The sequence below is a fragment of the Pseudomonas frederiksbergensis genome (genome assembly GCF_035751725.1).
GTDB classification, from domain to species: domain Bacteria; phylum Pseudomonadota; class Gammaproteobacteria; order Pseudomonadales; family Pseudomonadaceae; genus Aquipseudomonas; species Aquipseudomonas frederiksbergensis_A.
In genome coordinates this window covers 25,868-48,574 of the sequence record NZ_CP142104.1, presented here as the reverse complement: position 1 = coordinate 48,574, position 22,707 = coordinate 25,868, and the positions used below count along the sequence as shown (strand labels likewise).

The 22,707-nt window shown below is 62.2% G+C and carries 20 protein-coding genes and 2 pseudogenes; 16 read left to right on the top strand and 6 right to left on the bottom strand.

Annotation, left to right across the window (positions count from 1 at the left end; all coding sequences use genetic code 11):
- Positions 1-151: 151 nt before the first annotated feature.
- The gene (locus VQ575_RS00230) at positions 152-763 is read right to left on the bottom strand and encodes a c-type cytochrome (RefSeq protein WP_039593461.1); all 612 of its coding nucleotides are present in this window, start codon (positions 761-763) and stop codon (positions 152-154) included.
- A gap of 46 nt (positions 764-809) precedes the next feature.
- Positions 810-1,100, bottom strand: a complete 291-nt coding sequence (locus tag VQ575_RS00225) for a c-type cytochrome (RefSeq protein WP_003196231.1) — start codon at positions 1,098-1,100, stop codon at positions 810-812.
- Between the two features lie 191 nt (positions 1,101-1,291).
- On the opposite strand from VQ575_RS00225, the gene yihA reads away from it, so the two are divergent.
- The gene (gene yihA / locus VQ575_RS00220) at positions 1,292-1,933 is read left to right on the top strand and encodes a ribosome biogenesis GTP-binding protein YihA/YsxC (protein ID WP_025211089.1); all 642 of its coding nucleotides are present in this window, start codon (positions 1,292-1,294) and stop codon (positions 1,931-1,933) included.
- Between the two features lie 305 nt (positions 1,934-2,238).
- Here the strand turns inward: yihA and polA are convergent, their stop codons facing one another.
- Complete coding sequence (gene polA / locus VQ575_RS00215) at positions 2,239-5,007, bottom strand: DNA polymerase I (protein ID WP_039593462.1); 2,769 nt, start codon at positions 5,005-5,007, stop codon at positions 2,239-2,241.
- A gap of 74 nt (positions 5,008-5,081) precedes the next feature.
- Here polA and VQ575_RS00210 point away from each other — a divergent pair, with 74 nt between their 5' ends.
- Entirely contained in the window at positions 5,082-5,372 is a 291-nt protein-coding gene (locus tag VQ575_RS00210) for a DUF2782 domain-containing protein (protein ID WP_045154660.1), read from the top strand.
- Positions 5,373-5,432: 60 nt separating this feature from the next.
- Positions 5,433-6,383 (top strand): homoserine kinase, encoded by a 951-nt coding sequence (locus VQ575_RS00205; RefSeq protein ID WP_039593464.1) that lies wholly within the window; start codon positions 5,433-5,435, stop codon positions 6,381-6,383.
- A 178-nt stretch (positions 6,384-6,561) separates the two neighbouring features.
- On the opposite strand, the gene znuA is transcribed toward VQ575_RS00205, so the two are convergent.
- A complete protein-coding gene (znuA, locus tag VQ575_RS00200; protein WP_325918787.1) occupies positions 6,562-7,494 on the bottom strand; it encodes a zinc ABC transporter substrate-binding protein ZnuA in 933 nt (310 codons plus the stop codon).
- A gap of 66 nt (positions 7,495-7,560) precedes the next feature.
- Between znuA and zur the strand changes: the two genes are divergently transcribed.
- From zur to VQ575_RS00180, 4 genes are read left to right on the top strand one after another with little or no spacing between them, the layout of a single operon-like run.
- Positions 7,561-8,043: a zinc uptake transcriptional repressor Zur gene (gene zur, locus VQ575_RS00195; RefSeq protein ID WP_039593466.1), complete on the top strand. Its 483-nt coding sequence runs from the start codon at positions 7,561-7,563 to the stop codon at positions 8,041-8,043.
- Positions 8,043-8,825 (top strand): zinc ABC transporter ATP-binding protein ZnuC, encoded by a 783-nt coding sequence (gene znuC / locus VQ575_RS00190; RefSeq protein ID WP_039593467.1) that lies wholly within the window; start codon positions 8,043-8,045, stop codon positions 8,823-8,825. Before zur ends, znuC begins: the two co-directional genes overlap by 1 nt.
- Positions 8,818-9,606 (top strand): zinc ABC transporter permease subunit ZnuB, encoded by a 789-nt coding sequence (gene znuB / locus VQ575_RS00185; protein WP_045154658.1) that lies wholly within the window; start codon positions 8,818-8,820, stop codon positions 9,604-9,606. The genes znuC and znuB overlap by 8 nt, the downstream gene beginning before the upstream one ends.
- A 37-nt stretch (positions 9,607-9,643) precedes the next feature.
- On the top strand, positions 9,644-10,357 hold the full coding sequence (locus VQ575_RS00180) for a PA5502 family lipoprotein (RefSeq protein ID WP_045154657.1): 714 nt from the start codon (positions 9,644-9,646) through the stop codon (positions 10,355-10,357).
- 121 nt (positions 10,358-10,478) lie between these two features.
- Here VQ575_RS00180 and katE read toward each other — a convergent pair whose 3' ends face one another.
- Complete coding sequence (gene katE / locus VQ575_RS00175) at positions 10,479-12,614, bottom strand: catalase HPII (protein ID WP_325918784.1); 2,136 nt, start codon at positions 12,612-12,614, stop codon at positions 10,479-10,481.
- Between the two features lie 266 nt (positions 12,615-12,880).
- Between katE and VQ575_RS00170 the strand changes: the two genes are divergently transcribed.
- From VQ575_RS00170 to VQ575_RS00160, 3 genes are all read left to right on the top strand, one after another.
- Positions 12,881-13,888, top strand: a complete 1,008-nt coding sequence (locus VQ575_RS00170; RefSeq protein WP_045154655.1) for a methionine ABC transporter ATP-binding protein — start codon at positions 12,881-12,883, stop codon at positions 13,886-13,888.
- Positions 13,888-14,562: a methionine ABC transporter permease gene (locus VQ575_RS00165; RefSeq protein ID WP_014335809.1), complete on the top strand. Its 675-nt coding sequence runs from the start codon at positions 13,888-13,890 to the stop codon at positions 14,560-14,562. The genes VQ575_RS00170 and VQ575_RS00165 overlap by 1 nt, the downstream gene beginning before the upstream one ends.
- Before the next feature lie 79 nt (positions 14,563-14,641).
- Positions 14,642-15,412, top strand: coding sequence for a MetQ/NlpA family ABC transporter substrate-binding protein (locus VQ575_RS00160; RefSeq protein WP_325918783.1), 771 nt, complete (start codon positions 14,642-14,644; stop codon positions 15,410-15,412).
- A 296-nt stretch (positions 15,413-15,708) separates the two neighbouring features.
- On the opposite strand, the gene VQ575_RS00155 is transcribed toward VQ575_RS00160, so the two are convergent.
- Complete coding sequence (locus VQ575_RS00155) at positions 15,709-16,068, bottom strand: DUF6124 family protein (protein ID WP_325918782.1); 360 nt, start codon at positions 16,066-16,068, stop codon at positions 15,709-15,711.
- Between the two features lie 530 nt (positions 16,069-16,598).
- On the opposite strand from VQ575_RS00155, the pseudogene VQ575_RS00150 reads away from it, so the two are divergent.
- The 6 genes and pseudogenes from VQ575_RS00150 to VQ575_RS00125 form a co-directional block, all read left to right on the top strand.
- Positions 16,599-16,715: pseudogene (locus tag VQ575_RS00150) on the top strand (LysR family transcriptional regulator); the annotation flags it as partial.
- 143 nt (positions 16,716-16,858) lie between these two features.
- A complete protein-coding gene (locus VQ575_RS00145; protein ID WP_325918781.1) occupies positions 16,859-17,899 on the top strand; it encodes a putative 2-aminoethylphosphonate ABC transporter ATP-binding protein in 1,041 nt (346 codons plus the stop codon).
- Positions 17,899-19,608 (top strand): putative 2-aminoethylphosphonate ABC transporter permease subunit, encoded by a 1,710-nt coding sequence (locus VQ575_RS00140; protein WP_325918779.1) that lies wholly within the window; start codon positions 17,899-17,901, stop codon positions 19,606-19,608. Before VQ575_RS00145 ends, VQ575_RS00140 begins: the two co-directional genes overlap by 1 nt.
- A gap of 17 nt (positions 19,609-19,625) precedes the next feature.
- The gene (phnX, locus tag VQ575_RS00135) at positions 19,626-20,453 is read left to right on the top strand and encodes a phosphonoacetaldehyde hydrolase (protein ID WP_325918777.1); all 828 of its coding nucleotides are present in this window, start codon (positions 19,626-19,628) and stop codon (positions 20,451-20,453) included.
- A gap of 44 nt (positions 20,454-20,497) precedes the next feature.
- Positions 20,498-21,517, top strand: a complete 1,020-nt coding sequence (locus tag VQ575_RS00130) for a putative 2-aminoethylphosphonate ABC transporter substrate-binding protein (RefSeq protein ID WP_045154649.1) — start codon at positions 20,498-20,500, stop codon at positions 21,515-21,517.
- 49 nt (positions 21,518-21,566) lie between these two features.
- Positions 21,567-22,697: pseudogene (locus tag VQ575_RS00125) on the top strand (TIGR03364 family FAD-dependent oxidoreductase); the annotation flags it as partial.
- Positions 22,698-22,707: the final 10 nt, after the last annotated feature.

The window sequence follows — 22,707 nt, the reverse complement described above, 5'->3', positions numbered from 1 at the left end:
ACGTGCTTCTAAGACAGACCGTCGCGGGTTCAAGTTCTCTAGTGTAACGGCAGCGGCCACAAAAAAGGGCGGCCAAAGCCACCCTTTTGATGCTCGCATCGACAGATTAATCGAGCGTTAACGTTGCAAGAGGCGCCCCCTTGCAACGGCCTTAGTGCAGGCCCTGGATGTAGCTGGAAACGGCGGCGATATCTTCGTCGCTCAGCTTGCGTGCGATGGTGCGCATGGTCATCGCGTCGCCATCGTTGGCGCGACCGCCTTCTTCCTTGCGGAAATCGGTCAGCTGCTTGGTGATGTATTGGGCATGCTGGCCGCCCAGATGAGGGAAACCGGCAGCGGCGTTGCCCTTGCCGTCAGGCGAGTGGCAGCCGGTGCAGGCTGGCAGGCCTTTTTCCAGGTTGCCGCCGCGAAACAGCGCTTCACCGCGAGCCACGAGTTTCGGATCGGCGGCGCCGACGCTGCCCTTCTGGCTGGCGAAATAGGCCGCGATGTCCGCCAGGTCCTGATCGTTCAGGTTGGTCAGCAGGCCGGTCATTTCCAGCACGACACGCTTGCCGTCCTTGATTTCCTTCAACTGCTTGACCAGATAACGCTCGCCCTGGCCCGCCAGTTTCGGAAAGTTGGGCGCCATGCTATTGCCATCCGGGCCGTGGCAGGCCCCGCATACGGCCGCTTTCGCCTGACCGGCAGCGGCGTCGCCAGCGGCGTGGGCTACGCCGGATATCCCCAAGGTCAACAGCAGACTCACGATCAGTTTGTTCATCAGCTAATCCAACTACGGCTAAGGGTTAAAGAGTTATGGGCCGGGTTTACTCGCTCATCCACTGGATGATGGCTCGGTAATCCTCGGCACTGCAGTCCATGCACAAACCACGCGGCGGCATCGCCTTGAAACCCTGGGTCACGTGTTGCACCAGCGTCTCCATACCTTTCGCCAACCTCGGCGTCCAAGCTTCCTGATCGCCCTTGCGGGGCGCCATGGGGAGTTGGCCGGAATGACAGGCACCACAAACACGGTTGTACACAGCTTCCGGATCCTGTGTAGCCTGAGCGCTGTAAAGCGGCATCAAGACACCGGCAGCTAGCAGCCATTTCGTCATAAAACGACCTTTTCAGGGTTGGGAACGAGCTGCGTTCTAATGCGCAATTTCGGTCGGTCGCTCCCGTGAGCTTCATCCTACGCTGGGACAAAGCGCACACAAAATCTGCGGCATTATATACTGGCGTCACTGAAACGGAAACGACACAGCTTGCCGCGTCCATTCCCGACGCCGCCCACATCGGAAATCCCATGCAACTGAAGAACCCCATCCTTGGCCTGTGCCAACAGTCCACCTTCATGCTCAGCGCTGCCAAAGTCGATCAATGCCCTGACGACGAAGGTTTCGAAGTGGCCTTTGCCGGTCGTTCCAACGCCGGTAAATCCAGCGCGCTCAACACATTGACCCATGCAAGCCTGGCGCGTACCTCGAAAACGCCAGGTCGCACGCAGCTCTTGAACTTCTTCAAGCTAGACGATGAACGGCGTTTGGTCGACCTGCCGGGCTACGGTTATGCCAAGGTGCCGATCCCGCTCAAGCAACACTGGCAGCGCCACCTGGAAGCCTACCTGGGCAGCCGCGAGAGTTTGAAGGGTCTGATCCTGATGATGGATATCCGCCATCCGATGACTGACTTCGACCTTTTGATGCTTGATTGGGCGGTCGCCAGCGGCATGCCGATGCATATCCTGCTGACCAAGGCCGACAAGCTCACCTACGGCGCAGCGAAAAATACCCTGCTCAAAGTGCAGTCGGAGATCCGCAAGGGTTGGGGTGACACGATTACCATCCAGCTGTTCTCGGCCCCCAAGCGCATGGGGCTGGAAGAGGCCTACACAGTATTGGCCGACTGGATGGAACTGGCAGACAAGGGCAGCGAGGCGGCTGAATAGCCAAATCCCAGGCAAAAAAAACCCCGGACTTCGTATGGGGAGGGGGAAGTTCGGGGTCCAAGTTCCGGACCGCTAGGGCGGGGTCCAGATATCTGCCAACACTTAACACAACATAGGAGCATTGAAGGGCTTCACCAGCCATTCAGAATCTCTGAGTAGTAATTCACGGGTTTAGTTCAGATTATTTTTGGAAATAACTGTAGGAATTTTCCGGACTAATGAGGCCGCTCGCGAATTCGCGGTGATTGATGTGGCGAGGGAATAAATCCCCTCGCCGCAGAGTCCGCTCGATTCTCCGGCAAGACTCAATGCGCCTCGTCCCAGTTATTACCCACGCCCACTTCCACCAGCAGCGGGACGTCCAGCGTGGCGGCCGCGCCCATAAGCTGGCGGATTTCGCCACTCACCTGTTCGACCAGATCTTCACGCACTTCCAGCACCAGTTCGTCATGAACCTGCAGGATGACTTTTGCGTCCAGCCCTGACGTGGTCAGCCAGCGGTCCACGGCAACCATGGCTTTCTTGATGATGTCGGCCGCTGTGCCTTGCATCGGTGCGTTGATGGCGGTGCGCTCGGCGCCCTTGCGTAGGGCCGGGTTTTTCGCGTTGATATCCGGCAGGTACAACCGGCGACCGAAAATGGTTTCGACGAAACCTTGCTCGGCCGCCTGGGCGCGGGTGCGCTCCATGTATTCCAGCACACCGGGATAACGGGCGAAGTAACGGTCGATGTATGCCTGGGACTGCTTGCGATCGACGCCGATCTGCTTGGCAAGGCCGAAGGCGCTCATGCCGTATATCAGGCCGAAGTTGATCGCCTTGGCGCTGCGGCGCTGGTCGTTGGTTACGGCGTCCAGATCAACGCCGAACACCTCGGCCGCCGTGGCGCGGTGCACATCCAGGTCGTTGCGGAAGGCATGCAGCAGCCCTTCGTCCTTGGCCAGGTGCGCCATGATCCGCAACTCGATTTGCGAGTAGTCCGCCGCCAGCAGCTTGTAGCCTTTCGGCGCGACGAAGGCCTGGCGGATGCGTCGGCCTTCGGCCGTGCGAATCGGAATGTTCTGCAGGTTCGGGTCGATGGACGACAGGCGCCCGGTCGCAGCGACGGCTTGCTGGTAATTGGTATGGACGCGGCCGGTGCGGCTGTTGATCTGTTCCGGCAGGCGATCGGTGTAGGTGCTCTTGAGCTTGCTCAACGAGCGGTACTGCATCAATACCTTGGGCAGCGGGTAATCCTGCTCTGCCAGTTCGGCGAGCACCGCTTCGGCGGTGGATGCCTGGCCCTTGGCGGTTTTGCTGAGCACCGGCAAGCCGAGCTTTTCGTACAGGATCACGCCCAATTGCTTCGGCGAGCCGAGGTTGAATTCTTCGCCGGCAATGGCAAATGCCTCACGCTCCAGGGCTACCAGTTTTTCGCCCAACTCGACACTTTGCACGCCCAGCAGGTTGGCATCGACCAGCGCACCTTGACGCTCGATACGCGCCAGGACCGGCATCAATGGCATTTCGATTTCGTTGAGCACCGTGCCCAGGCTCGGTGTGGCGGCCAGCTTTTCCTGCAAGGCCAGGTGCAGGCGGAACGTCACGTCGGCGTCTTCTGCGGCATAAGGCCCGGCCAGCTCCAGGGAGATCTGATCGAAACTCAGTTGTTTGACCCCTTTGCCCGCAATATCCTGGAAATCGGTCTTGCTGTGGCCCAGGTACTTGAGCGCCAGGCTGTCCATGTCGTGGCGGGTCGCGGTGGAATCCAGTACGTAGGATTCGAGCATGGTGTCGAAGGCGATGCCCTGGACCAGAATGCCGTTGTTCTGGTCGCCACCAATGGCGCAGTTGGCCAATATGTTGGTTTCGAACTTGGCGTGCTGACCGACCTTGAGCTTGTCCGGGTTTTCCAGCAAGGGCTTGAGGGCCATGAGTACCGTGTCGCGATCCAGTTGCTCCGGCACGCCCATGTAGGAATGGGTCAGCGGGATGTAGGCCGCCTCGAAAGGGGCCACGGCGAACGAAAGGCCCACAAGTTGCGATTGCTGGGCATCGCCGCCGTTGGTTTCGGTGACGAAGGCAAACAGCGGCGCCTTGTCCAGTTTGGCCAGCCACGCGTCGAAGCGCGCCTGGTCGAGGATCACCTCGTACTTGGCCTCGGGAGCGCCGGGCTGTTCTTCGGTAACGTCGACGATTTCCTGGCCGGCACGCTTGGCGTCCCGCTGGTTTTCTTCGAACCAGCTCTTGAATTCCAGCAGTGTATACAGCTCGGCCAGTTTCTCGTGGTCCGGCGTGCCCATTTGCAGATCGTCGAGTCCGACATCCAGCGGCACATCGGTCTTGATGGTCGCCAGCTCGTACGACAGGAACGCCATCTCCTTGTGCTCTTCGAGCTTGGCGGCCAGCGTCTTGGCGCCACGGATCGGCAAGGTGGCGACGATGTCCAGTTGCGCGTACAGCTCGGTCAGGCCACCGTTGACGCCCACCAGCAGGCCGGAAGCGGTCTTCGGTCCAATGCCTGGGACGCCCGGGATGTTGTCGGACGAATCGCCCATCAACGCCAGGTAATCGATGATCTGCTCCGGAGCGACGCCAAACTTCTCCTTAACGCCAGCCACATCCAGCGAGCTACCGGTCATGGTGTTGACCAAGGTAATGTGCCCGTCGACCAACTGCGCCATGTCCTTGTCGCCGGTGGAGATCACCACCGGACGGTCCGCCGCGGCGCTGCTGCGGGCCAGCGTGCCGATCACGTCATCGGCTTCGACGTTGTCCACGCACAGCAGCGGGAAACCCAGGGCCTTGACGCTGGCGTGCAGCGGCTCGATCTGCACGCGCATGTCGTCCGGCATGCTTGGGCGGTTGGCCTTGTATTCGGCGTACAGCGCATCGCGAAACGTCCCACCCTTGGCGTCGAAAACCACGGCGAAAGGACTGTCCGGATACTGCTTGCGCAGGCTCTTGAGCATGTTCAACACGCCCTTGACCGCACCGGTCGGCAGGCCTTTGGACGTGGTCAGCGGTGGCAGCGCGTGAAAGGCGCGGTACAGGTAAGAAGAACCGTCCACCAGGACGAGGGGAGCTTGGCTCATGAGCAGGATCAACCTTTTCGGCGGGTCCGGGGCTAGAATAGCGGGACCGTTGACGACAAAGGGACAAGGTTATCATGCGTACACTAAATCGCCTGTTACTGGCTGGCTTGTTTGCATTCACCCCGTTGGCCGTCATGGCGGCGGACGACGCGCCCTCGGCGGACCCGGATGTCACCATCCGCACCGAAGGCGATAACACGATCCAGGAATATCGGCAAAACGGCTTTTTGTATGCGATCAAGGTCACGCCCAAGAACGGCAAGCCTTATTTTCTGGTGCGTGCCGACGGCACCGATGCAAACTTCATCCGTTCGGACGAGCCGGATATGCTGATCCCTTCGTGGAAAATCTTTGAGTGGAAGTAGTTTCTTAATTTTAATAGGCGCCGCGTCAATCACGGCGCCCGAACTGAGCAGTTTTTGACCATGTCTGTGTTCACTCCCCTGGCTCGGCCCGAGCTGGAAACCTTTCTCGCCCCTTATGGGCTTGGCCGCCTGCTTGATTTCCAGGGGATCGCCGCCGGCAGCGAAAACACCAATTTCTTTATCAGCCTGGAGCGGGGCGAGTTCGTCCTGACCTTGGTCGAGCGTGGCCCGGTGCAGGAAATGCCGTTCTTCATTGAGTTGCTGGACGTGCTGCACAATGCCGACTTGCCGGTGCCTTACGCCTTGCGCACCACCGACGGCGTCGCGCTGCGTGAGCTGGCGGGCAAGCCGGCGCTGCTGCAACCGCGCCTGGCCGGCAAGCACATCAAGCAGGCCAACGCCCAGCACTGCGCCCAAGTCGGCGAATTGCTGGCGCATCTGCACCTGGCGACCCGCGACAATATGATCAAGCGCAAGACCGATCGCGGCCTGGACTGGATGCAAGAGGAGGGCGGCAAACTGCTGTCGCACCTCGATACCGAGCCGCGTCAGTTGCTGGAAGCAGCGCTGGAAGAAATCTCGTCGAAGAAGGTAGGCATCCTGGCGCTACCCAGGGCCAACATTCATGCCGACCTGTTCCGCGACAATGCGATGTTCGAAGGCACGCACCTGACCGGGCTGATCGACTTTTACAACGCCTGCTCCGGGCCGATGCTGTATGACGTCGCCATCGCCTTGAATGACTGGTGCTCGGATGACGACGGCGTGCTCGATGGCGCCCGGGCGCGGGCGTTGCTGGGTGCGTACGCGGCACTGCGGCCGTTTACCGCCGCTGAGGCACAACTGTGGCCGACCATGCTGCGCGTGGCGTGCGTACGGTTCTGGCTGTCGCGGTTGATTGCTGCCGAATCGTTTGCCGGGCAGGATGTGTTGATTCACGATCCGATGGAATTTCAGCAGCGTCTGGCGCAGCGGCAGACGGTTCACACGGTGTTGCCTTTTGCCCTTTAAGTATCAATAGAAGGCTTTCGCCGAATGATGTTGTGCCGAGGGGATTTATCCCCGCTGGGGCGCGAAGCGGCCCCAAAAAATAGCTGCCGCCGCGAGTCCGTCAGATAGAAAGCAGGGGGGCTGCTGCGCAGCCCAACGGGGATAAATCCCCTAGCCACAGGGTTTGCGCTTGGCAGCGCTATAGCGACTCCAGGCACCCCGCCAGATCATTCCCCAACTTCTCCAACAACTGCTCATACCCCTGCGCCGTCGCCGGGGTATAGCCGCCTAGCGCATCCAGCTCCGCCAGTTTCACCGGCAACCCGGCCACCAGGGTTTCGGCCAGGCGCGGGCGCAGCGGCGGTTCGCTGAAGACGCAGGTCTTGCCCACCGCCTGCAAGCGCGTGCGCATTGCCGCCACATGCTGGGCACCGGGCTGGACTTCGGCAGCCACGGCGAACACCCCGGCGTGCTTGAGGCCGTAGTTGTCTTCGAAATAGTCGAACGCTTCGTGGAAGACGAAATACGGCTTGCCCGCGACCCCGGCCAGGCGGGCCTTGATGCGTGCGTCCAAGGCATCGAGACGCTGGTTGAAGCCCTTGAGGTTGCTTTGATAGCGGGCCGCGTTCGCCGGATCCGCGGCGCTCAGGTCAGCTGCCATCCTGGCGGCGATCACCCGCGCATTGTGCGGCGACAGCCACAGGTGGGCGTCCACGGTGCCGGGACGATGGTCGTGATCGTGATCATCGCCCCCATCATCGTCATGATCCTCGTGGGAAGCGCTGTCCTGGGCGAAGTGACGCAACTTGAGCCCCGGCAGCTCTTGCACGGCGACCGACGGCAGCGTACGACCGTTCAACACGCGCGGCAGGAATCCCTCCATGTCGGGCCCGATCCAGTACAACAGGTCCACCGACTGCACCTTGCGTACATCGGAGGGCCGCAATGCGTAGTGGTGCGGCGAAGCTCCTGGGGGCAGCAACACTTGCGGGACGGCCACGCCGTCCTGCACAGCGGCGGCAATCAATTGCAACGGCTTGATGCTGGTGAGCACCTTGACGTCGGCCTGGGCCGAGCCAATCAGTAGGAAACTTGCGACAAAAGCGACAAACAGCGAAAAAAATCGGGACACGATGACCACTCGAAGAGACGAGAACGGGTAACATAATAACGTCTCTCACTAATCTCGTCGCTGCCCATGCCCATTACTCCCCTTGCCAGTCGTCCCCACGATCACTCCCACTGCGTGCACAGCGCGCTGTCCGAGGCCGACGCCATCTGCGCGCGCCAAGGGTTGCGCCTGACCGCCCTGCGTCGGCGCGTGCTGGAATTGGTCTGGCAAAGCCACAAGCCACTGGGCGCCTACGACATTCTCGCGGTGCTCAGCGAGCAGGACGGCCGCCGCGCCGCGCCGCCAACCGTTTATCGGGCGCTGGATTTCCTCCTGGAAAACGGCCTGGTGCATCGCATTTCGTCGCTCAACGCCTTCGTCGGCTGCAACCATCCGGAGCACGCCCATCAAGGCCAGTTCCTGATCTGCCGCGAATGCCACGCCGCCATCGAGCTGGAACAGAAATCCATCAGCGATGCCATCGTCGCCAGCGCCAAGGAAGTCGGCTTCGTCGTCGACACCCAGACCGTCGAAGTCGTCGGCCTCTGCTCCGGCTGCCAGGGGGCCTGATGAGCAACGCGCTGATCCGCCTCGAGCAGGTGGCCGTGACGTTCGCCGGGCAGAACGTGCTGGACAACATTCACCTGAGCGTCGAGCCGGGGCAGATCGTGACCTTGATCGGCCCCAACGGCGCCGGCAAGACCACCCTGGTACGCGCCGTATTGGGCTTGCTCAAGCCCGACAGCGGCAGCGTCTGGCGCAAGCCCAGGTTGCGCGTCGGCTACATGCCGCAAAAACTCCACGTCGATCCGACGTTGCCGCTGTCGGTGCTGCGCTTTCTGCGCCTGGTGCCGGGCGTCGATCGCGAGCGGGCCTTGGCGGCGCTGAAGGAGGTCGGCGCCGAACAGGTGATCGACAGCCCGGTGCAAAGTGTCTCCGGTGGCGAGATGCAACGGGTATTGCTGGCCCGCGCCCTGCTGCGCGAGCCTGAATTGTTGGTGCTCGACGAGCCAGTGCAAGGCGTCGACGTAGCGGGCCAGGCCGAGCTGTACAGCCTGATCACGCGCCTGCGCGACCGCCACGGCTGCGGCGTGCTGATGGTCTCCCACGATTTGCACTTGGTGATGAGCACCACCGACCAAGTGGTCTGCCTCAACCGCCACGTCTGCTGCTCCGGGCATCCCGAGCAAGTCAGCGGCGATCCGGCCTTCGTCGAGTTGTTCGGAAAGAACGCACAAAGCCTGGCGATTTATCACCACCACCATGACCACGCCCATGACCTGCATGGTTCGGTGGTCAGCGCCCCTTCTGCTTCCAATCATGTTCATGGAGACGGCTGCAAGCATGGCTGATTTTCTGATGTACGCCTTGCTCGCAGGCCTGGCCCTTGCCTTGGTCGCCGGTCCGCTGGGCTCGTTCGTGGTCTGGCGGCGCATGGCCTATTTCGGCGACACCTTGTCCCACGCGGCGCTGCTGGGGGTGGCCCTGGGGTTTCTGCTGGATGTCAGCCCGGCCATCGCGGTGACCGTTGGCTGCCTGTTGCTGGCGGTGGTGCTGGTCACGCTGCAACAGCGCCAGCCGCTGGCGTCCGACACGCTACTGGGGATCCTCGCACCAAGCACCTTGTCCCTCGGGCTGGTGGTGCTGAGCTTCATGCGTGACGTGCGGATCGACCTGATGGCCTATCTGTTCGGCGATCTGCTGGCAATCAGCCCTGCGGATCTCGCCTGGATCCTGGGCGGCAGTGCGGCGGTATTGCTGTTGCTGGTGGCGCTGTGGCGTCCATTGCTGGCGGTCACTGTCCATGAAGAACTGGCGCGGGTCGAGGGTCTGCCGGTGGTCAGCCTGCGCTTGGCGCTGATGCTGTTGATCGCCGTGGTCATTGCAGTGGCGATGAAAATCGTCGGTGTGTTGCTGATTACTTCATTGCTGATCATCCCGGCGGCTGCGGCACAGCGTCACGCCCGCTCGCCCGAGCAAATGGCCCTGGGCGCGAGCCTGCTGGGCATGCTCGCGGTCTGTGGTGGCCTGGCCCTTTCCTGGTTCAAGGACACCCCGGCCGGCCCCTCGATCGTGGTCAGCGCCGCGGCGTTGTTTCTGCTGAGTTTTGTCCTGCCCCGTCGAGGGGTGTAGACTTGCTCGCTTTTTGCGCAAATAGAGAGTCGCAGGAATGAAGCCGTTCGCCTCCCGTTATCTGCTCCTTGTCGCATTTTCCCTACTGCTGGGCGCGTGCCAGAGTACTCCGCCGGTCACCCAGGCTCCCGATACGCGGGGCCCGGCCATCGCACAGCTCGAACAAAGCCTGGCCAGCAATGAGCTAGCCACCGCTGAAGGCCAGTTGGCCGCCTTGCAGGCCCAGTCGCCCGAAGACCCGACGCTGGAACCCTACCAGCGGCAATTGGCCGAGGCGTATCTGCGCCGCAGCCAGATCGACCTGCAAAAAGGCGATGTCAACGCTGCCGCCACCGCCCTTAGCCGAGCCCGAGCCTTGATGCCCAAGGCTCCGGCGCTGACCGGCGAGTTCAACAGCGCCATTGCCGAAGCCCGCAAGGCCGACCTGGAAAAGGCCGAGGCCGACCTCAAGGCCGCCGAAGCCAAGCCGGTTGCCAAGGTGATCGACCCGAGCGCACCGAGCACCACGGTTGCGCTCAACATAGCCGATATTCAGCAAATGCGTCGGCAACTGGACGCCATCGCCGCCGATGTGGTGAATTATCAGTGCGACGTCAGCATCCAGGCGCCGCGTACCGATGATTACCCTTGGCTGGCGACGTTACTGGACAAGCGAGTCAAGAAGCTTGATCCGGGGTTTGATCTGAAGTTGCGGAAACAGATTTTGCGCAGTGTGCCAGCGCAGATGGTGCTGACTCCGCGCAAGCCCTAAAAGCTCCGTAGGAACGCAGCCCGGAGCAAGCCCGCTCCCACAAGGTTGTTCGCAAACCTGTGTGAGAGCGGGCTTGCTCGCGAAAGCGCCCTGTCCTGCAACAAACCCCTTCAGGCCCTCATCAGGCCGGAACCGCCTTCGCCTTGGGCTCCCGCGCCCAAACCCGATGCTGAGCAATCGCCGCAAAAAATCGCGAAAAACCGCTCGCATCCGCGTCTTCGATCAACCCCGCATCCACCTCCAGCTTCAATTCCACCAACAACTGCCGGGCCTCACCATGAAGGCCAATGGCTTTCAGATGCTTGTAGGCCTCCAGCACGTAATGCAACGCCACGCCGTCGCGACTCAAGGCCTTGATCGACTCCGCACCACCGGGCACGAACACCGCGTCAAAGGCAATCGACGGCATGCCTTCCATGGACGCATCCACCGCCAGCGTCTGCCCATCGGCCGTGGTGACCGGCGCCGAAGTCGGCCCCAGCACTTTGGCGTGGGCGCCCTCAGCCTCCAGAGCCTGTTTGAGCGTATCGATGATCGCCCCATCGACACCGTTAGCCACCAACACCGCCACTTTGCGCGTCTTGATGTCGCCGGAAAGCAGGTTCGCCTGGCTCAGGGCGGGGGATTGTTCCAGCGAAGGCTGCGGAACATCGACCGTACCAGCGGTGGGCGCCGGCAAACCGAGGTTCTTGGCGACCCGCCCGGCCAATTCCAAGTCGATGTTGGCAAGGATCTCATTGACCTGCCGCGCCCGGATGAACTCCCGCTCCACCTTGCCCAGTTCGAAGCTGTAGGCGGCGATGATGTGCTCTTGCTCATGCGGGCTCATGCTCTTGTAGAACAGCCGCGCCTGGGAGAAATGATCAGAGAACGAATCGCTGCGCTGGCGGATCTTGTAGGCGTCGATACGCTCTGGATAACTTTCGAAACCACCGTCCTGCGGGCCGGGCGGGGTTTCCTTCGGCCATCCACCGTCGATGGAGTTTGGCTCGTAGGACGCCCGCCCCTTGTCGATGGTGGTGCGGTGCATCGCGTCACGCTGGCCGTTGTGCACGGGCGTAATCGCACGATTGATCGGCAGCTCATGAAAATTCGGTCCGCCGAGTCGGCTGATCTGCGTATCGGTGTAGGAAAACAGCCGGCCTTGCAGCAGCGGGTCGTTGGAAAAGTCGATGCCCGGCACGATGTGCCCGGGGCAGAAGGCGATTTGCTCGACTTCGGCGAAGAAGTTATCCGGGTTGCGGTTCAGCACCATCTTGCCCAGGGGCGTGATCGGCACCAGCTCTTCAGGGATGATCTTGGTCGGGTCGAGCAGGTCGAAGTCGAAGTTGTGCTCGTCCTCCTCGGCAACGATCTGCACGCCGAATTCCCATTCCGGGTAGTCGCCCATCTCAATGGATTCCCACAGATCGCGACGGTGGTAGTCGGTGTCCTTGCCCGCGAGTTTCTGGGCTTCGTCCCACACCAGGGAACAGGTCCCGGCCTTGGGTCGCCAGTGAAACTTGACGAAGCTACTGCGGCCTTCCGCATTGATCATACGGAAGGTGTGCACCCCAAAGCCCTGCATCGTGCGTAGGCTTTTTGGAATGGCCCGGTCAGACATCGCCCAGATCACCATGTGGGCCGATTCCGGCACCAGCGAGACGAAATCCCAAAAGGTGTCGTGGGCCGAGCCGCCCGTAGGAATTTCGTTATGGGGCTCGGGTTTTACCGCGTGGACAAAGTCCGGAAATTTCACCGCGTCCTGAATGAAAAACACCGGCATGTTGTTGCCCACCAGGTCGAAGTTGCCTTCGTCGGTGAAAAACTTCACCGCAAAGCCACGCACGTCCCGCACGGTGTCACCGGAGCCTCGTGGACCTTGCACGGTGGAAAAGCGCACGAAGACCGGGGTTTTCTTGCTTGGGTCCTGTAGGAAACCGGCCTTGGTCAGGGCCGCATGGGATTCATAGGCTTGAAAGTAGCCATGGGCGCCGGTGCCGCGGGCGTGGACGATGCGCTCCGGGATCCGCTCGTGGTCAAAATGCGTGATTTTCTCACGCATGATGAAGTCTTCCAGCAGCGAGGGGCCGCGGGGGCCGGCGCGCAAGGTGTTCTGGTTGTCGGCGATCTTCACGCCCTGGTTGGTGCGCAACGCCTGCTCGGTGGCGTCGGAACGAAACTGCTCCAGGCTTTCGAGCTTGTCGTTGGTATTGCTGCGATCCAGGGTATCGGTCCCCGCCAATTGGCTGGGGCCGGCAGGTTTGTGAGTGCTCATCAGGCATGACTCCTCGTTGCGATCCCCGCCGTGGCCAGGACCCGTGAGTTCGATGCACCAGGCACGGTACCTGGGCATGTTTTGAGTTGCTTAATGAGTGACCGATACCGTTTCGCTGTGTTCCTTTTTTATGTCCTTTGATCGCCTTATTGCCAAATCGCTGGTTCAATCTCAAATAAATGCTAAGAACCTCTATACGGACAGGCTAAAATGCGCGCCCGGCTAACCGCTGATCCTTTTCCAACGCGCCCCACAAGGTTCGCTACGTGATCGAGTTTCAAAATGTCCATAAAACCTACCGGGTTGCCGGTAGGGATATCCCCGCCCTGCACCCGACCAGTCTGACAATCGAGAACGGTCAGGTCTTCGGCCTGATTGGCCATTCCGGTGCAGGAAAAAGTACCCTGCTGCGCCTGATCAATCGCCTGGAAGACTCCACGGGCGGCAAGATCATCGTCGACGGCGAAGAAGTCACTGCCCTGGATGCCGGTGGCCTGCGCCGCTTTCGCCAGCAAGTCGGGATGATTTTCCAGCACTTCAACCTGCTGGCGTCCAAGACCGTGGCCGACAACGTCGCGCTGCCGCTGACGCTGGCCGGCGAGTTGTCCCGCAGCGAAATCGACCGCCGCGTCGCCGAACTGCTGGCGCGGGTAGGGCTGTCCGACCACGCCCGCAAATACCCGGCGCAACTGTCCGGCGGCCAGAAGCAACGCGTCGGCATTGCCCGCGCCCTGGCGACCAAACCCAAGATCCTGCTGTGTGACGAGGCCACCAGCGCCCTCGACCCGCAGACCACCGCCTCGGTGCTGCAACTGCTGGCGGAGATCAACCGCGAGCTGAAGCTGACCATCGTGCTGATCACCCATGAAATGGACGTGATCCGCCGCGTTTGCGACCAAGTGGCCGTGATGGACGCCGGCGTGATCGTCGAGCAAGGCCCGGTGGCCGAGGTGTTCCTGCATCCGAAGCACCCGACCACCAAACGTTTCGTCCAGGAAGACGAGCAGATCGACGAAAGTGAACAGCGCGACGACTTCGCTCACGTCCCAGGACGCATCGTGCGTCTGACGTTCCAGGGCGATGCGACCTACGCGCCGTTGCTCGGTACCGTCGCCCGGGAAACCGGCGTGGACTACAGCATCCTGGCCGGCCGCATCGACCGCATCAAAGACACCCCCTACGGGCAACTGACCCTCGCCATCACCGGCGGTGACATGGAGGCGGCGTTCGCCCGCTTCACCGCGGCCGATGTCCACATGGAGGTGCTGCGCTAATGGAACTGCTGAATTCGTTCTTCTCCAACATCGACTGGCTGGAAATCTGGCTGGCCACCGGCGACACCTTTCTGATGCTGTTCGGTTCGCTGCTGTTCACCGTGCTGCTCGGCCTGCCCCTGGGCGTGCTGCTGTTCTTGTGCAGCCCGCGCCAGTTGCTCGAAGCCCGGGGCGTTTATGCGTTGCTGTCGCTGATCGTCAACATCCTGCGTTCGCTGCCGTTCATCATCCTGTTGATCGTGATGATCCCGTTCACGGTATTGATCACCGGCACCTCCCTGGGCGTGGCCGGCGCGATTCCACCGCTGGTGGTCGGCGCCACACCGTTCTTCGCCCGCCTGGTGGAAACCGCCCTGCGCGAAGTCGACCGCGGCATCATCGAAGCCACCCAGGCCATGGGCGCGACCACCCGGCAAATCATCGTCAACGCCTTGCTGCCGGAAGCCCGCCCAGGCATTTTTGCAGCGATTACGGTGACAGCGATTACGCTGGTGTCCTACACGGCCATGGCCGGTGTGGTCGGCGCCGGCGGCTTGGGTGACCTGGCGATCCGCTTCGGTTACCAGCGTTTCCAGACCGATGTGATGGTGGTCACGGTGGTGTTGCTACTGGTGCTGGTCCAGGTCCTGCAGACCGTGGGCGACAAACTGGTTGTGCATTTCTCTAGAAAATAAGGCCTCGCGGCCAATAAACCATGAGCCGGCCATTCGCTGGCAGGCGCCAAGAGCAGGCGCCCCACAAGGAGTTAGCTGAATGAAGAAACTACTGGTTGCCTTCGCTGCCGCCGCCGCGTTTTCCGCCCACGCCGAGACACTGACTGTCGCTGCCACCCCGGTCCCCCACGCGGAAATCCTCGAGTTCGTCAAACCGGCATTGGCCAAAGAAGGCGTGGACCTCAAGGTCAAAGTCTTCACCGACTACATCCAGCCAAACGTACAGGTTGCGGAAAAGCGCCTGGACGCCAACTTCTTCCAGCACCAGCCGTACCTGGATGAGTTCAACAAGGCCAAGGGCACGCACCTGGTGAGCGTGGCCGGCGTGCATCTGGAACCTCTGGGCGCGTACTCCAGCAAAATCAAGAAACTCGACGAACTATCGAGCGGCGCCAACGTGGTGATCCCGAACGACGCCACCAACGGCGGCCGTGCGCTGTTGCTGCTGGCGAAGGCTGGGGTGATCAAGTTGAAGGATTCGAACAACATCCTGTCGACTACCAAGGACATCACCGGAAATCCGAAGGATCTGAAATTCCGCGAGCTGGAAGCGGCGACTATTCCGCGGGTGCTGACCCAGGTGGATTTGGCGCTGATCAATACCAACTATGCGTTGGAAGCCAAGCTTGATCCTTCCAAGGATGCGCTGGTGATTGAAGGTAACGACTCGCCTTATGTGAACATCTTGGTGGCTCGTGAGGATGATAAGGACAGTGAGGCGATGAAGAAGCTGGTGGCGGCGCTGCATACGCCGGAAGTGAAGGCTTTTATTCTTGAGAAGTACAAAGGCGCGGTTTTGCCGGCGTTTTGATCTGATCGGGTGGTGAAAAAAACGGGGCTGCGTGGGAATGCAGGCCCGTTTTTTTATGCTCGGAAATGTACGCGTCGCGCAAAGATCTGCAAGATCACGGGCATTCATCAAATTTGACTGACCTAGTGATTGTCCCGCAACAAAACTTATCCCAACGCATGAGGGGTGACTCTCGTGCCTACCTTCCGAGGCCCGCTTGAGAGAAATCTCTGCGGGTTTTCGTGTTTCTGGAACATTAATAGAGCGAACCCGACACACAAGATGTCGGGTTTGCTTTTGGGAAGGATATTTACCTGCTATCGCGGATCAACGTTATCCAACACCCGATTCGCCAGCAGTGAACTCAATTCAATCAACTGTTGAATGCCGAGGAGGATGTGACGACGCTGGCCTTCCAGATCGAAAGCCAGGTTGCTGACCATCGCATCAGCTGCCGCCAGGGTTTCGCTGAGGTTGGCGAGGAGGGATTCGTTGTCGGCGTTTTTTGCGACGGTGAAGAGTTGGCCCGGTTGGGACGTATCTTCGGACTTTTTCGGTTTTGGTAGCAGGTAGTAATCCAAGGCGCGATTGGTGGCTTCGTCGTGTTTCTTGGCTTTGGATTTGGTTCGCGGGGAAGCTTGGTCCGCCTCTGGCGGATTCGGTGTAGGTTTGAACATGTACTAAGTCCTGTAGGTGAAGCCGCAACCCTCTAGCTACTAAACAAGGGGTGGCAGCTGTACGCAGGTTAGTAGACCGGGGACTTAGCAAGCCGGCGCGCCCGAGGGCGCCCTGCGCACAGCCGCCATCAAATACAGGCATGGAAATACCTGACTGATAGGAGCCTTGCACCTTACTAAATACCAACGGGCTACTAAACCCGACCACCGATGGGCAGTGGCAGGAAAACAATAGAACCCATGGTCAAGGCGCACAAGCGGGCGGATTCTGGCGTAGTTGTAGGCAATGGCGCAAGGATTCGTAGCTTGATGGAAGGATGGCTGTGGCGGAATAAACAAGGCTGCGTTTTGCCTTGGAATTCGGAGCCAGAGGGCCGGTTTTAGCGATGGCGCCTGACGTTGTTTTATCGCGTTAGGAAACGCTGCAAGTCGATCTGCCTGTCATGATTTACTGACGTCCTGTCACGTCCAAGCTGTAATGTTTTCTCACGCTCCTTCGAGGGCGATCCGCATCGAGAGCCGTATCCATCATGTCCTTCGCCGAGCTGAAATCCTTCCACATGGTCACCCGCCTGGGCAGCATCACCCAGGCGGCGAAGAAGCTCGGCCTCAGCCAGCCCACGGTCACCACGCAGATCCGCAACCTCGTAGGTGCCTCGCGCCCACCTTCGATGTGGAAACACTACCTAAATCCACCGATACCACTATCGGCAGCTTTTGCCCAACTGCCATAAAGCCTTAGCACCCCGTGCCCAAGATGAGCCTCGTATTTCACCGACGAGGTTCCGCCATGGCTACGGTCAGTTTGCAACTGCGCGACATCCACAAGAACTTCGGCGCCTATCAGGCGCTGGATGGCGTGTCGCTGGACGTCTCTGCCGGCGAGCTGGTGTGCCTGCTCGGCCCCTCGGGCTGCGGCAAGACCACCTTGCTGCGCTGCATTGCCGGGCTGGAGCGCCAGGATGGCGGCGGCATCTTCTTTGGCGATCGGGATGTTTCCACACTGCCACCGCAGGCCCGCGACTACGGCATCCTGTTCCAATCCTATGCGCTGTTTCCCAACCTCACGGTGGCGCAGAACATCGGTTACGGCCTGGCCGGCAATAGTCGCGAGACGCTCCGCGCGCGGGTCGCCGAGATGCTCGAACTGGTCGGCCTCAAGGGCAGCGAGCAGAAATACCCCGGCCAGCTCTCCGGCGGTCAGCAACAGCGTGTGGCCCTGGCCCGCGCCCTGGCGCCGGCGCCCAAGTTGCTGCTGTTGGACGAACCGATGTCGGCCCTCGACGCTCGCGTGCGCGAACATCTGTGCGGCGAGCTGCGCCGGTTGCAGAAGAGCCTGGGCATCACCACCGTGATGGTCACCCACAACCAGGACGAGGCCATGCTCATGGCCGACCGCATCGCGGTGATCAACCACGGTCGGGTCGAGCAGTACGCCACGCCTCAGGAGATCTATCGCGCGCCGGCCACGCCCTTCGTCGCCGAGTTTGTTGGCCAAGGCAATTGGCTGCCTTACGAGCGCGACGGCGAGCATGCCCGGGTTGGCGCGCTGAATCTGCGTCTGCACGGGGTGCGGCCGGCTGAGCGCGGTCGCCTGTTCTGCCGCCCCGAAGCGGTGGTGATCAATCCGTTGATGCACGAAGACAACCTGTTCAGCGCACAGATGCGCGAGATCACCTACCTCGGCAATCGCTGCCGCCTGAGTTTCGAGCTGGACGCCCTGCCGGGTCATACCCTGCTTGCCGAGCTGGCGCCGGAAGCCATGCCGCGCCTGGGCGCCCCGGACATTTGGGTGGCGCTGCCGCCGCGCAGCTTGCAGGTGTTCGTCTGATGGAACAGGTGTTGCTGAGCAAGCCCCAGGCCGGCGCGCGGCGCATGCCGGCCGACCTGGCCGACCGTCTATTCATCCACGGTGGCCAATGGTTGCTGCTGGTGCTGCTGATTCTCACCGTGTTGTTGCCGTTGCTGGCCATGCTGTGGCGCGGCTTCGCCAGCGAGCCGGGGCAGGGCGGTGGGTTGACGGCGGCGGCCGAGTTGTTCGGCAGCGCCAACTTCCGCTGGCTGCTGGGCAACAGCCTGACGGTCTCGCTGACCGTGGCCGCTATCGTCGTGCCGCTGGCCTACGCCTTTGCCTATGCGTTGCAGCGCACTTGCGTGCCGGCCAAAGGCCTGTGGCGCGGCATTTCCCTGCTGCCGCTGCTGGCGCCGTCGATACTGCCGGGCATCGCGCTGATCTACCTGTTCGGCAACCAGGGCGTGCTTCGGCATCTGCTCACGGACAATATCTATGGGTTCTGGGGCATCGTCATCGGCGAGGCCATCTACACCTTTCCCCATGCGCTGATGGTGCTGCTTTCGGCCCTGGCCCTGGCCGATGCGCGCTTGTTCGACGCCGCCTCAAGCATGGGCGCTTCACCGTGGCGAGCCTTTCGCAGCATCACTTGGCCGGGCAGCCGACAGGGCGTGTTCGCGGCCTTCTGCCTGGTGTTCACCCTGTGCATCACCGATTTCGGCGTGCCGGTGGTGGTCGGCGGCGATTATCAGGTGTTGGCGCTGGAGGCCTACAAAGCGGTGGTCGGGCAACAGCAGTTCGGCCGCGGCGCGCTGATCGGCATGGTCCTGCTGTTGCCGGCGCTGTTGAGCTTCACCGTCGACTTGTGGCTGCGCCGCCGTCAGCGCGAGGCCATGAGCGGTCGTGCCCAGGTTTATCACCCGCAGCCGTCGCGCTATCGCGACCTGGCCTTCCTCGCCGTGGTGCTGCTGATCTGCGCGGCGCTGCTCGGCGTGTTTGGCATGGCGGTGTACTCGTCGCTGGTCAAGTTCTGGCCTTACGACTTGTCGCTGTCGCTGCACCACTACGCCTTCTCCGAACTGCCCGGCGGCTGGCAGGTGTACCGCAATAGCCTGCTGCTGGCCGGTTGCACGGCCGTGTTCGGCAGCCTGCTGACCTTCACTGGCGCCTACCTGCTGGAGAAGACCCGGCAGAGCCCGTTGACCCAGGCCCTGCGCCTGCTCAGCTTCGTACCAATGGCGGTGCCGGGGTTGGTGTTGGGCCTGGGCTACGTGTTCTTTTTCAACCTGCCGGGCAACCCGCTGCATGGCTTGTATGGCAGCCTGACCCTGCTGGTGGCGTGCACCATCGCACACTTCCTGACCACCGCGCAGTTGACCGCCAGCGCCGCGCTGCGCCAGCTCGATGGCGAGTTCGAGGCCGCCGCGCTGTCGCTGAAGGTGCCGCTGCTGCGCCATTTTCTGCGCGTCACCCTACCGATCTGCCTGCCGGCGTTGCTCGACATCCTGCGTTACCTGTTCGTCTCGGCGATGACCACGGTGTCGGCGGTGATCTTCCTCTACAGCCCGAACAGCCTGCTCGCCGCCATCGCCGTGCTGAACATGGACGACGCCGGCAATGTCGGCGGCGCCGCTGCCATGTCCACCTTGATTCTGCTCACCTCGGCTGCGGTGTCGCTGCTGCTGGCGGGAGCCTCGCGCGGCTTGCTGCGTCGGGCCCAAGCCTGGCGCGCGACCGCCGGCCATTGATTACCCTGGAGACTGCCATGCACTACCAACACCCCGACCGCCTGCACGCCGCCATTCTCGACTGGGCCGGCACCGTGGTCGATTTCGGCTCCTTCGCGCCGACCCGCATCTTCGTCGAGGCCTTCGCCAGTTTCGACATCGAAATCAGCCTGGACGAGGCACGCGGGCCGATGGGCATGGGCAAGTGGGACCACATTCGCACCCTCTGCAACCTGCCGGCGATTGCCGAGCGCTACCAGCGTCGCTTCGGCCGCCTGCCGAGCGATGAAGATGTGACGGCGATTTATGAGCGCTTCATGCCCTTGCAGATCGCCAAGGTCGGCGAGCACTCGGCGTTGATTCCCGGTGCGCTGGCGTGCATCGCCGCCCTGCGCGAACGCGGGCTCAAGCTCGGCAGTTGCTCCGGCTATCCCAGACAGGTGATGGACAAAGTGGTCGAACTGGCCGCCGCCAATGGCTATAGCCCGGATCATGTGGTGGCCACCGACGAGGTGCCGAAAGGTCGGCCGAGCCCGGCCCAGGCGCTGGCCAATGTCGTCGCGCTGTGTCTCGACGATGTCGCCGCCTGCGTCAAGGTCGACGACACCGAGCCGGGCATTCTCGAAGGCCGCAGCGCCGGCATGTGGACCGTGGCGTTGCGCTTCTCCGGCAATTTCCTGGGCCTTGACTGGGCGCAGTACCAGGCCCTGACGCCCGCGCAGCGCGAAGCCGAGCGCACGCGCATCGACGCGCTGTTCGCGCCGAGCAGGCCGCATTACCTGATCGACACCCTTGCCGAACTGCCGCCGGTGATCGACGCGATCAACGCTCGCCTGGCCCGGGGCGAGAGCCCGCAGGCCTGCTGAATTCGAACAACCAACGCCACACAATGCCAACCCAGGAGCTTCCCATGTTCAAACGTACCGCTCTGGCCGCCGGCCTGCTCGCCGCTTGCGCCATGCAGGCCCAGGCCAACACCGAGCTGACCGTGTACACCGCCCTCGAAGTGGAACAACTGGCCGCCTACAAGGCCGCCTTCGAGAAGCAGCACCCGGATATCGAGATCAAGTGGGTGCGCGACTCCACCGGCATCGTCACCGCCAAGCTGCTGGCCGAGAAGGATCGCCCGCAGGCCGACGTGGTCTGGGGCCTGGCTGGCTCCAGCCTGGCCGTGCTCAAGCAGCAAGGCATGCTCGAAGCCTACGCCCCGGCCAACCTGGACAAGATCGGCGCCAATTACCGCGATGCCGCCAACCCGCCGGCCTGGGTCGGCATGGACGTATGGGCCGCGACCATCTGCTTCAACACCATCGAGGCCGAGAAGCAGGGCCTGCCCAAGCCGACCAAATGGGAAGACCTGACCAACCCGGTGTACAAGGGCAAGATCGTCATGCCCAACCCGGCCTCGTCCGGCACCGGCTACCTCGACGTCAGCGCCTGGTTGCAGACCTTCGGCGAACCACAGGGCTGGGCCTACATGGACAAGCTGCACCAGAACATCGGCCAGTACACCCATTCCGGCTCCAAGCCGTGCAAGCTGGCCGCCGCCGGCGAGTTCCCCATCGGCATTTCCTTCGAGTACCCGGCTGTGCAGCTCAAGCGCAAAGGTGCGCCGCTGGACATCGTACTGCCGAAAGAAGGCCTGGGCTGGGAGATCGAGGCCACCGGCATCGTCAAGGGCACCGAGCAGCTGGACGCAGCGAAGAAGCTCGCCGACTTCTCCGCCAGCCGCGAGGCCATGGACCTCTATAAGGCCAACTTCGCCGTGCTGGCCCAGCCGGGCATCGCCGAGCGCTTCCAGGAACTGCCCGCCGACTACGAGCAGCGCCTGATCAAGAACGACTTCGCCTGGGCCTCGGAGAATCGCGACAAGATCCTTGCCGAATGGCGCAAGCGTTACGACGGTAAGTCCGAGCCAGTCGCCAAATGACCTGGCCGACTACGTTGGCGGCCGCCTTCTTCTTTCCAGGAGTTTCCCCATGAGTCAGCACGACTGCGATCTGTTGATCGTCGGCGCCGGCATGCTCGGCCTCGCCCACGCCTGGGCTGGCGCCAAGCGTGGTCTCAAGGTGCGCGTGTTCGAGCGCAGCCACACGCCGCTCGGCGCCTCCATCCGCAACTTCGGCCAGGCCCTGGTCACCGGCCAGGCGCCGGGCGTGATGCTCGACCTGGCCCGCCAGTCGCGAGGCCTGTGGGCCGAACTGGGCCAGGCCGCTGGCCTGCAGCTCAAACAACAAGGCTCACTGCTGTTCGCCCGCAGCGAAGCCGAGGAAGCTTTGCTCGAAGCCTTCTGCGCCGGCCGCGCCCGCGAGCATGGCTACCGTGTCGAGTTGCTGCGCGGTGCCGCGCTGGATGGGCTGTACGGCGGGCGTTTCGCCCATCATCGCGCCGCCCTGCACGGTCTTGATGACCAGCAGTTGTATTCCCGTGAGGCGCTGCCGCAGATCGTCGATTACCTGCGCACGCTGGGCGTGCAGTTCCACTTTTCCACCTTGGTGCGAGACGTCGAGCCAGGCAGCGCCCTGACCAGCGCCGGGCGCTTCAGCGCCAAGCACATCGTGGTCTGCTCCGGACACGATTATCAGACCTTGCTGGCCGAGCCGCTGGCCGCGCTCCAGCCTTCGGTGTGTCGCTTGCAGATGCTGCGCGCCCGTCTGCAACAGCCGCTGGACCTGCAACATGCGGTGCTCACCGGACTCAGTTGCGTGCATTACGGCGCCTTCGCCGATCTGCCGGAAGCCGAGGCCATCCGCACGCAGATCCGCCGCGAGCAGCCGGAACTGGAAACCCACGGCATCCACCTGCTGGTCAGCCCGACGCCCCATGGCGAGTTGATCATCGGCGATTCCCACGACTACGGCAGCGACGCTTCGCCGTTCAATGCCGAAGGCGTGGACGACCTCATGTTGGCGCTGGCCGAGCACACCCTGGGCGGCAAGCTGCAAGTGCTGGAACGTTGGCAGGGCGTATACGGCTCGCGCGGGCCCGGCCCGTTCAGCGTGGTGCAAGCCGGAGCAGGGGTCAGCGCCGTGCTGATGCACACCGGCCTGGGCATGAGCGTCGGCCTGGGCCTGGGTGAGCGCAGCCTGGCGGCTTTGCTCGGCGAAGGAGAATGGCCGC

Excerpts from the sequence above, each read along its gene's own strand:
- VQ575_RS00130 (WP_045154649.1), top strand. The coding sequence starts at position 20,498 with ATGTTCAAACGTACCGCTCTGGCCGCCGGCCTGCTCGCCGCTTGCGCC.
- VQ575_RS00155 (WP_325918782.1), bottom strand. The coding sequence starts at position 16,068 with ATGTTCAAACCTACACCGAATCCGCCAGAGGCGGACCAAGCTTCCCCG.
- VQ575_RS00225 (WP_003196231.1), bottom strand. The coding sequence starts at position 1,100 with ATGACGAAATGGCTGCTAGCTGCCGGTGTCTTGATGCCGCTTTACAGC.
- VQ575_RS00165 (WP_014335809.1), top strand. The coding sequence starts at position 13,888 with ATGGAACTGCTGAATTCGTTCTTCTCCAACATCGACTGGCTGGAAATC.
- zur (WP_039593466.1), top strand. The coding sequence starts at position 7,561 with ATGCCCATTACTCCCCTTGCCAGTCGTCCCCACGATCACTCCCACTGC.
- znuC (WP_039593467.1), top strand. The coding sequence starts at position 8,043 with ATGAGCAACGCGCTGATCCGCCTCGAGCAGGTGGCCGTGACGTTCGCC.
- VQ575_RS00180 (WP_045154657.1), top strand. The coding sequence starts at position 9,644 with ATGAAGCCGTTCGCCTCCCGTTATCTGCTCCTTGTCGCATTTTCCCTA.
- polA (WP_039593462.1), bottom strand. The coding sequence starts at position 5,007 with ATGAGCCAAGCTCCCCTCGTCCTGGTGGACGGTTCTTCTTACCTGTAC.
- katE (WP_325918784.1), bottom strand. The coding sequence starts at position 12,614 with ATGAGCACTCACAAACCTGCCGGCCCCAGCCAATTGGCGGGGACCGAT.
- VQ575_RS00140 (WP_325918779.1), top strand. The coding sequence starts at position 17,899 with ATGGAACAGGTGTTGCTGAGCAAGCCCCAGGCCGGCGCGCGGCGCATG.
- phnX (WP_325918777.1), top strand. The coding sequence starts at position 19,626 with ATGCACTACCAACACCCCGACCGCCTGCACGCCGCCATTCTCGACTGG.
- znuB (WP_045154658.1), top strand. The coding sequence starts at position 8,818 with ATGGCTGATTTTCTGATGTACGCCTTGCTCGCAGGCCTGGCCCTTGCC.
- yihA (WP_025211089.1), top strand. The coding sequence starts at position 1,292 with ATGCAACTGAAGAACCCCATCCTTGGCCTGTGCCAACAGTCCACCTTC.
- VQ575_RS00160 (WP_325918783.1), top strand. The coding sequence starts at position 14,642 with ATGAAGAAACTACTGGTTGCCTTCGCTGCCGCCGCCGCGTTTTCCGCC.
- VQ575_RS00145 (WP_325918781.1), top strand. The coding sequence starts at position 16,859 with ATGGCTACGGTCAGTTTGCAACTGCGCGACATCCACAAGAACTTCGGC.
- VQ575_RS00210 (WP_045154660.1), top strand. The coding sequence starts at position 5,082 with ATGCGTACACTAAATCGCCTGTTACTGGCTGGCTTGTTTGCATTCACC.
- VQ575_RS00230 (WP_039593461.1), bottom strand. The coding sequence starts at position 763 with ATGAACAAACTGATCGTGAGTCTGCTGTTGACCTTGGGGATATCCGGC.
- VQ575_RS00205 (WP_039593464.1), top strand. The coding sequence starts at position 5,433 with ATGTCTGTGTTCACTCCCCTGGCTCGGCCCGAGCTGGAAACCTTTCTC.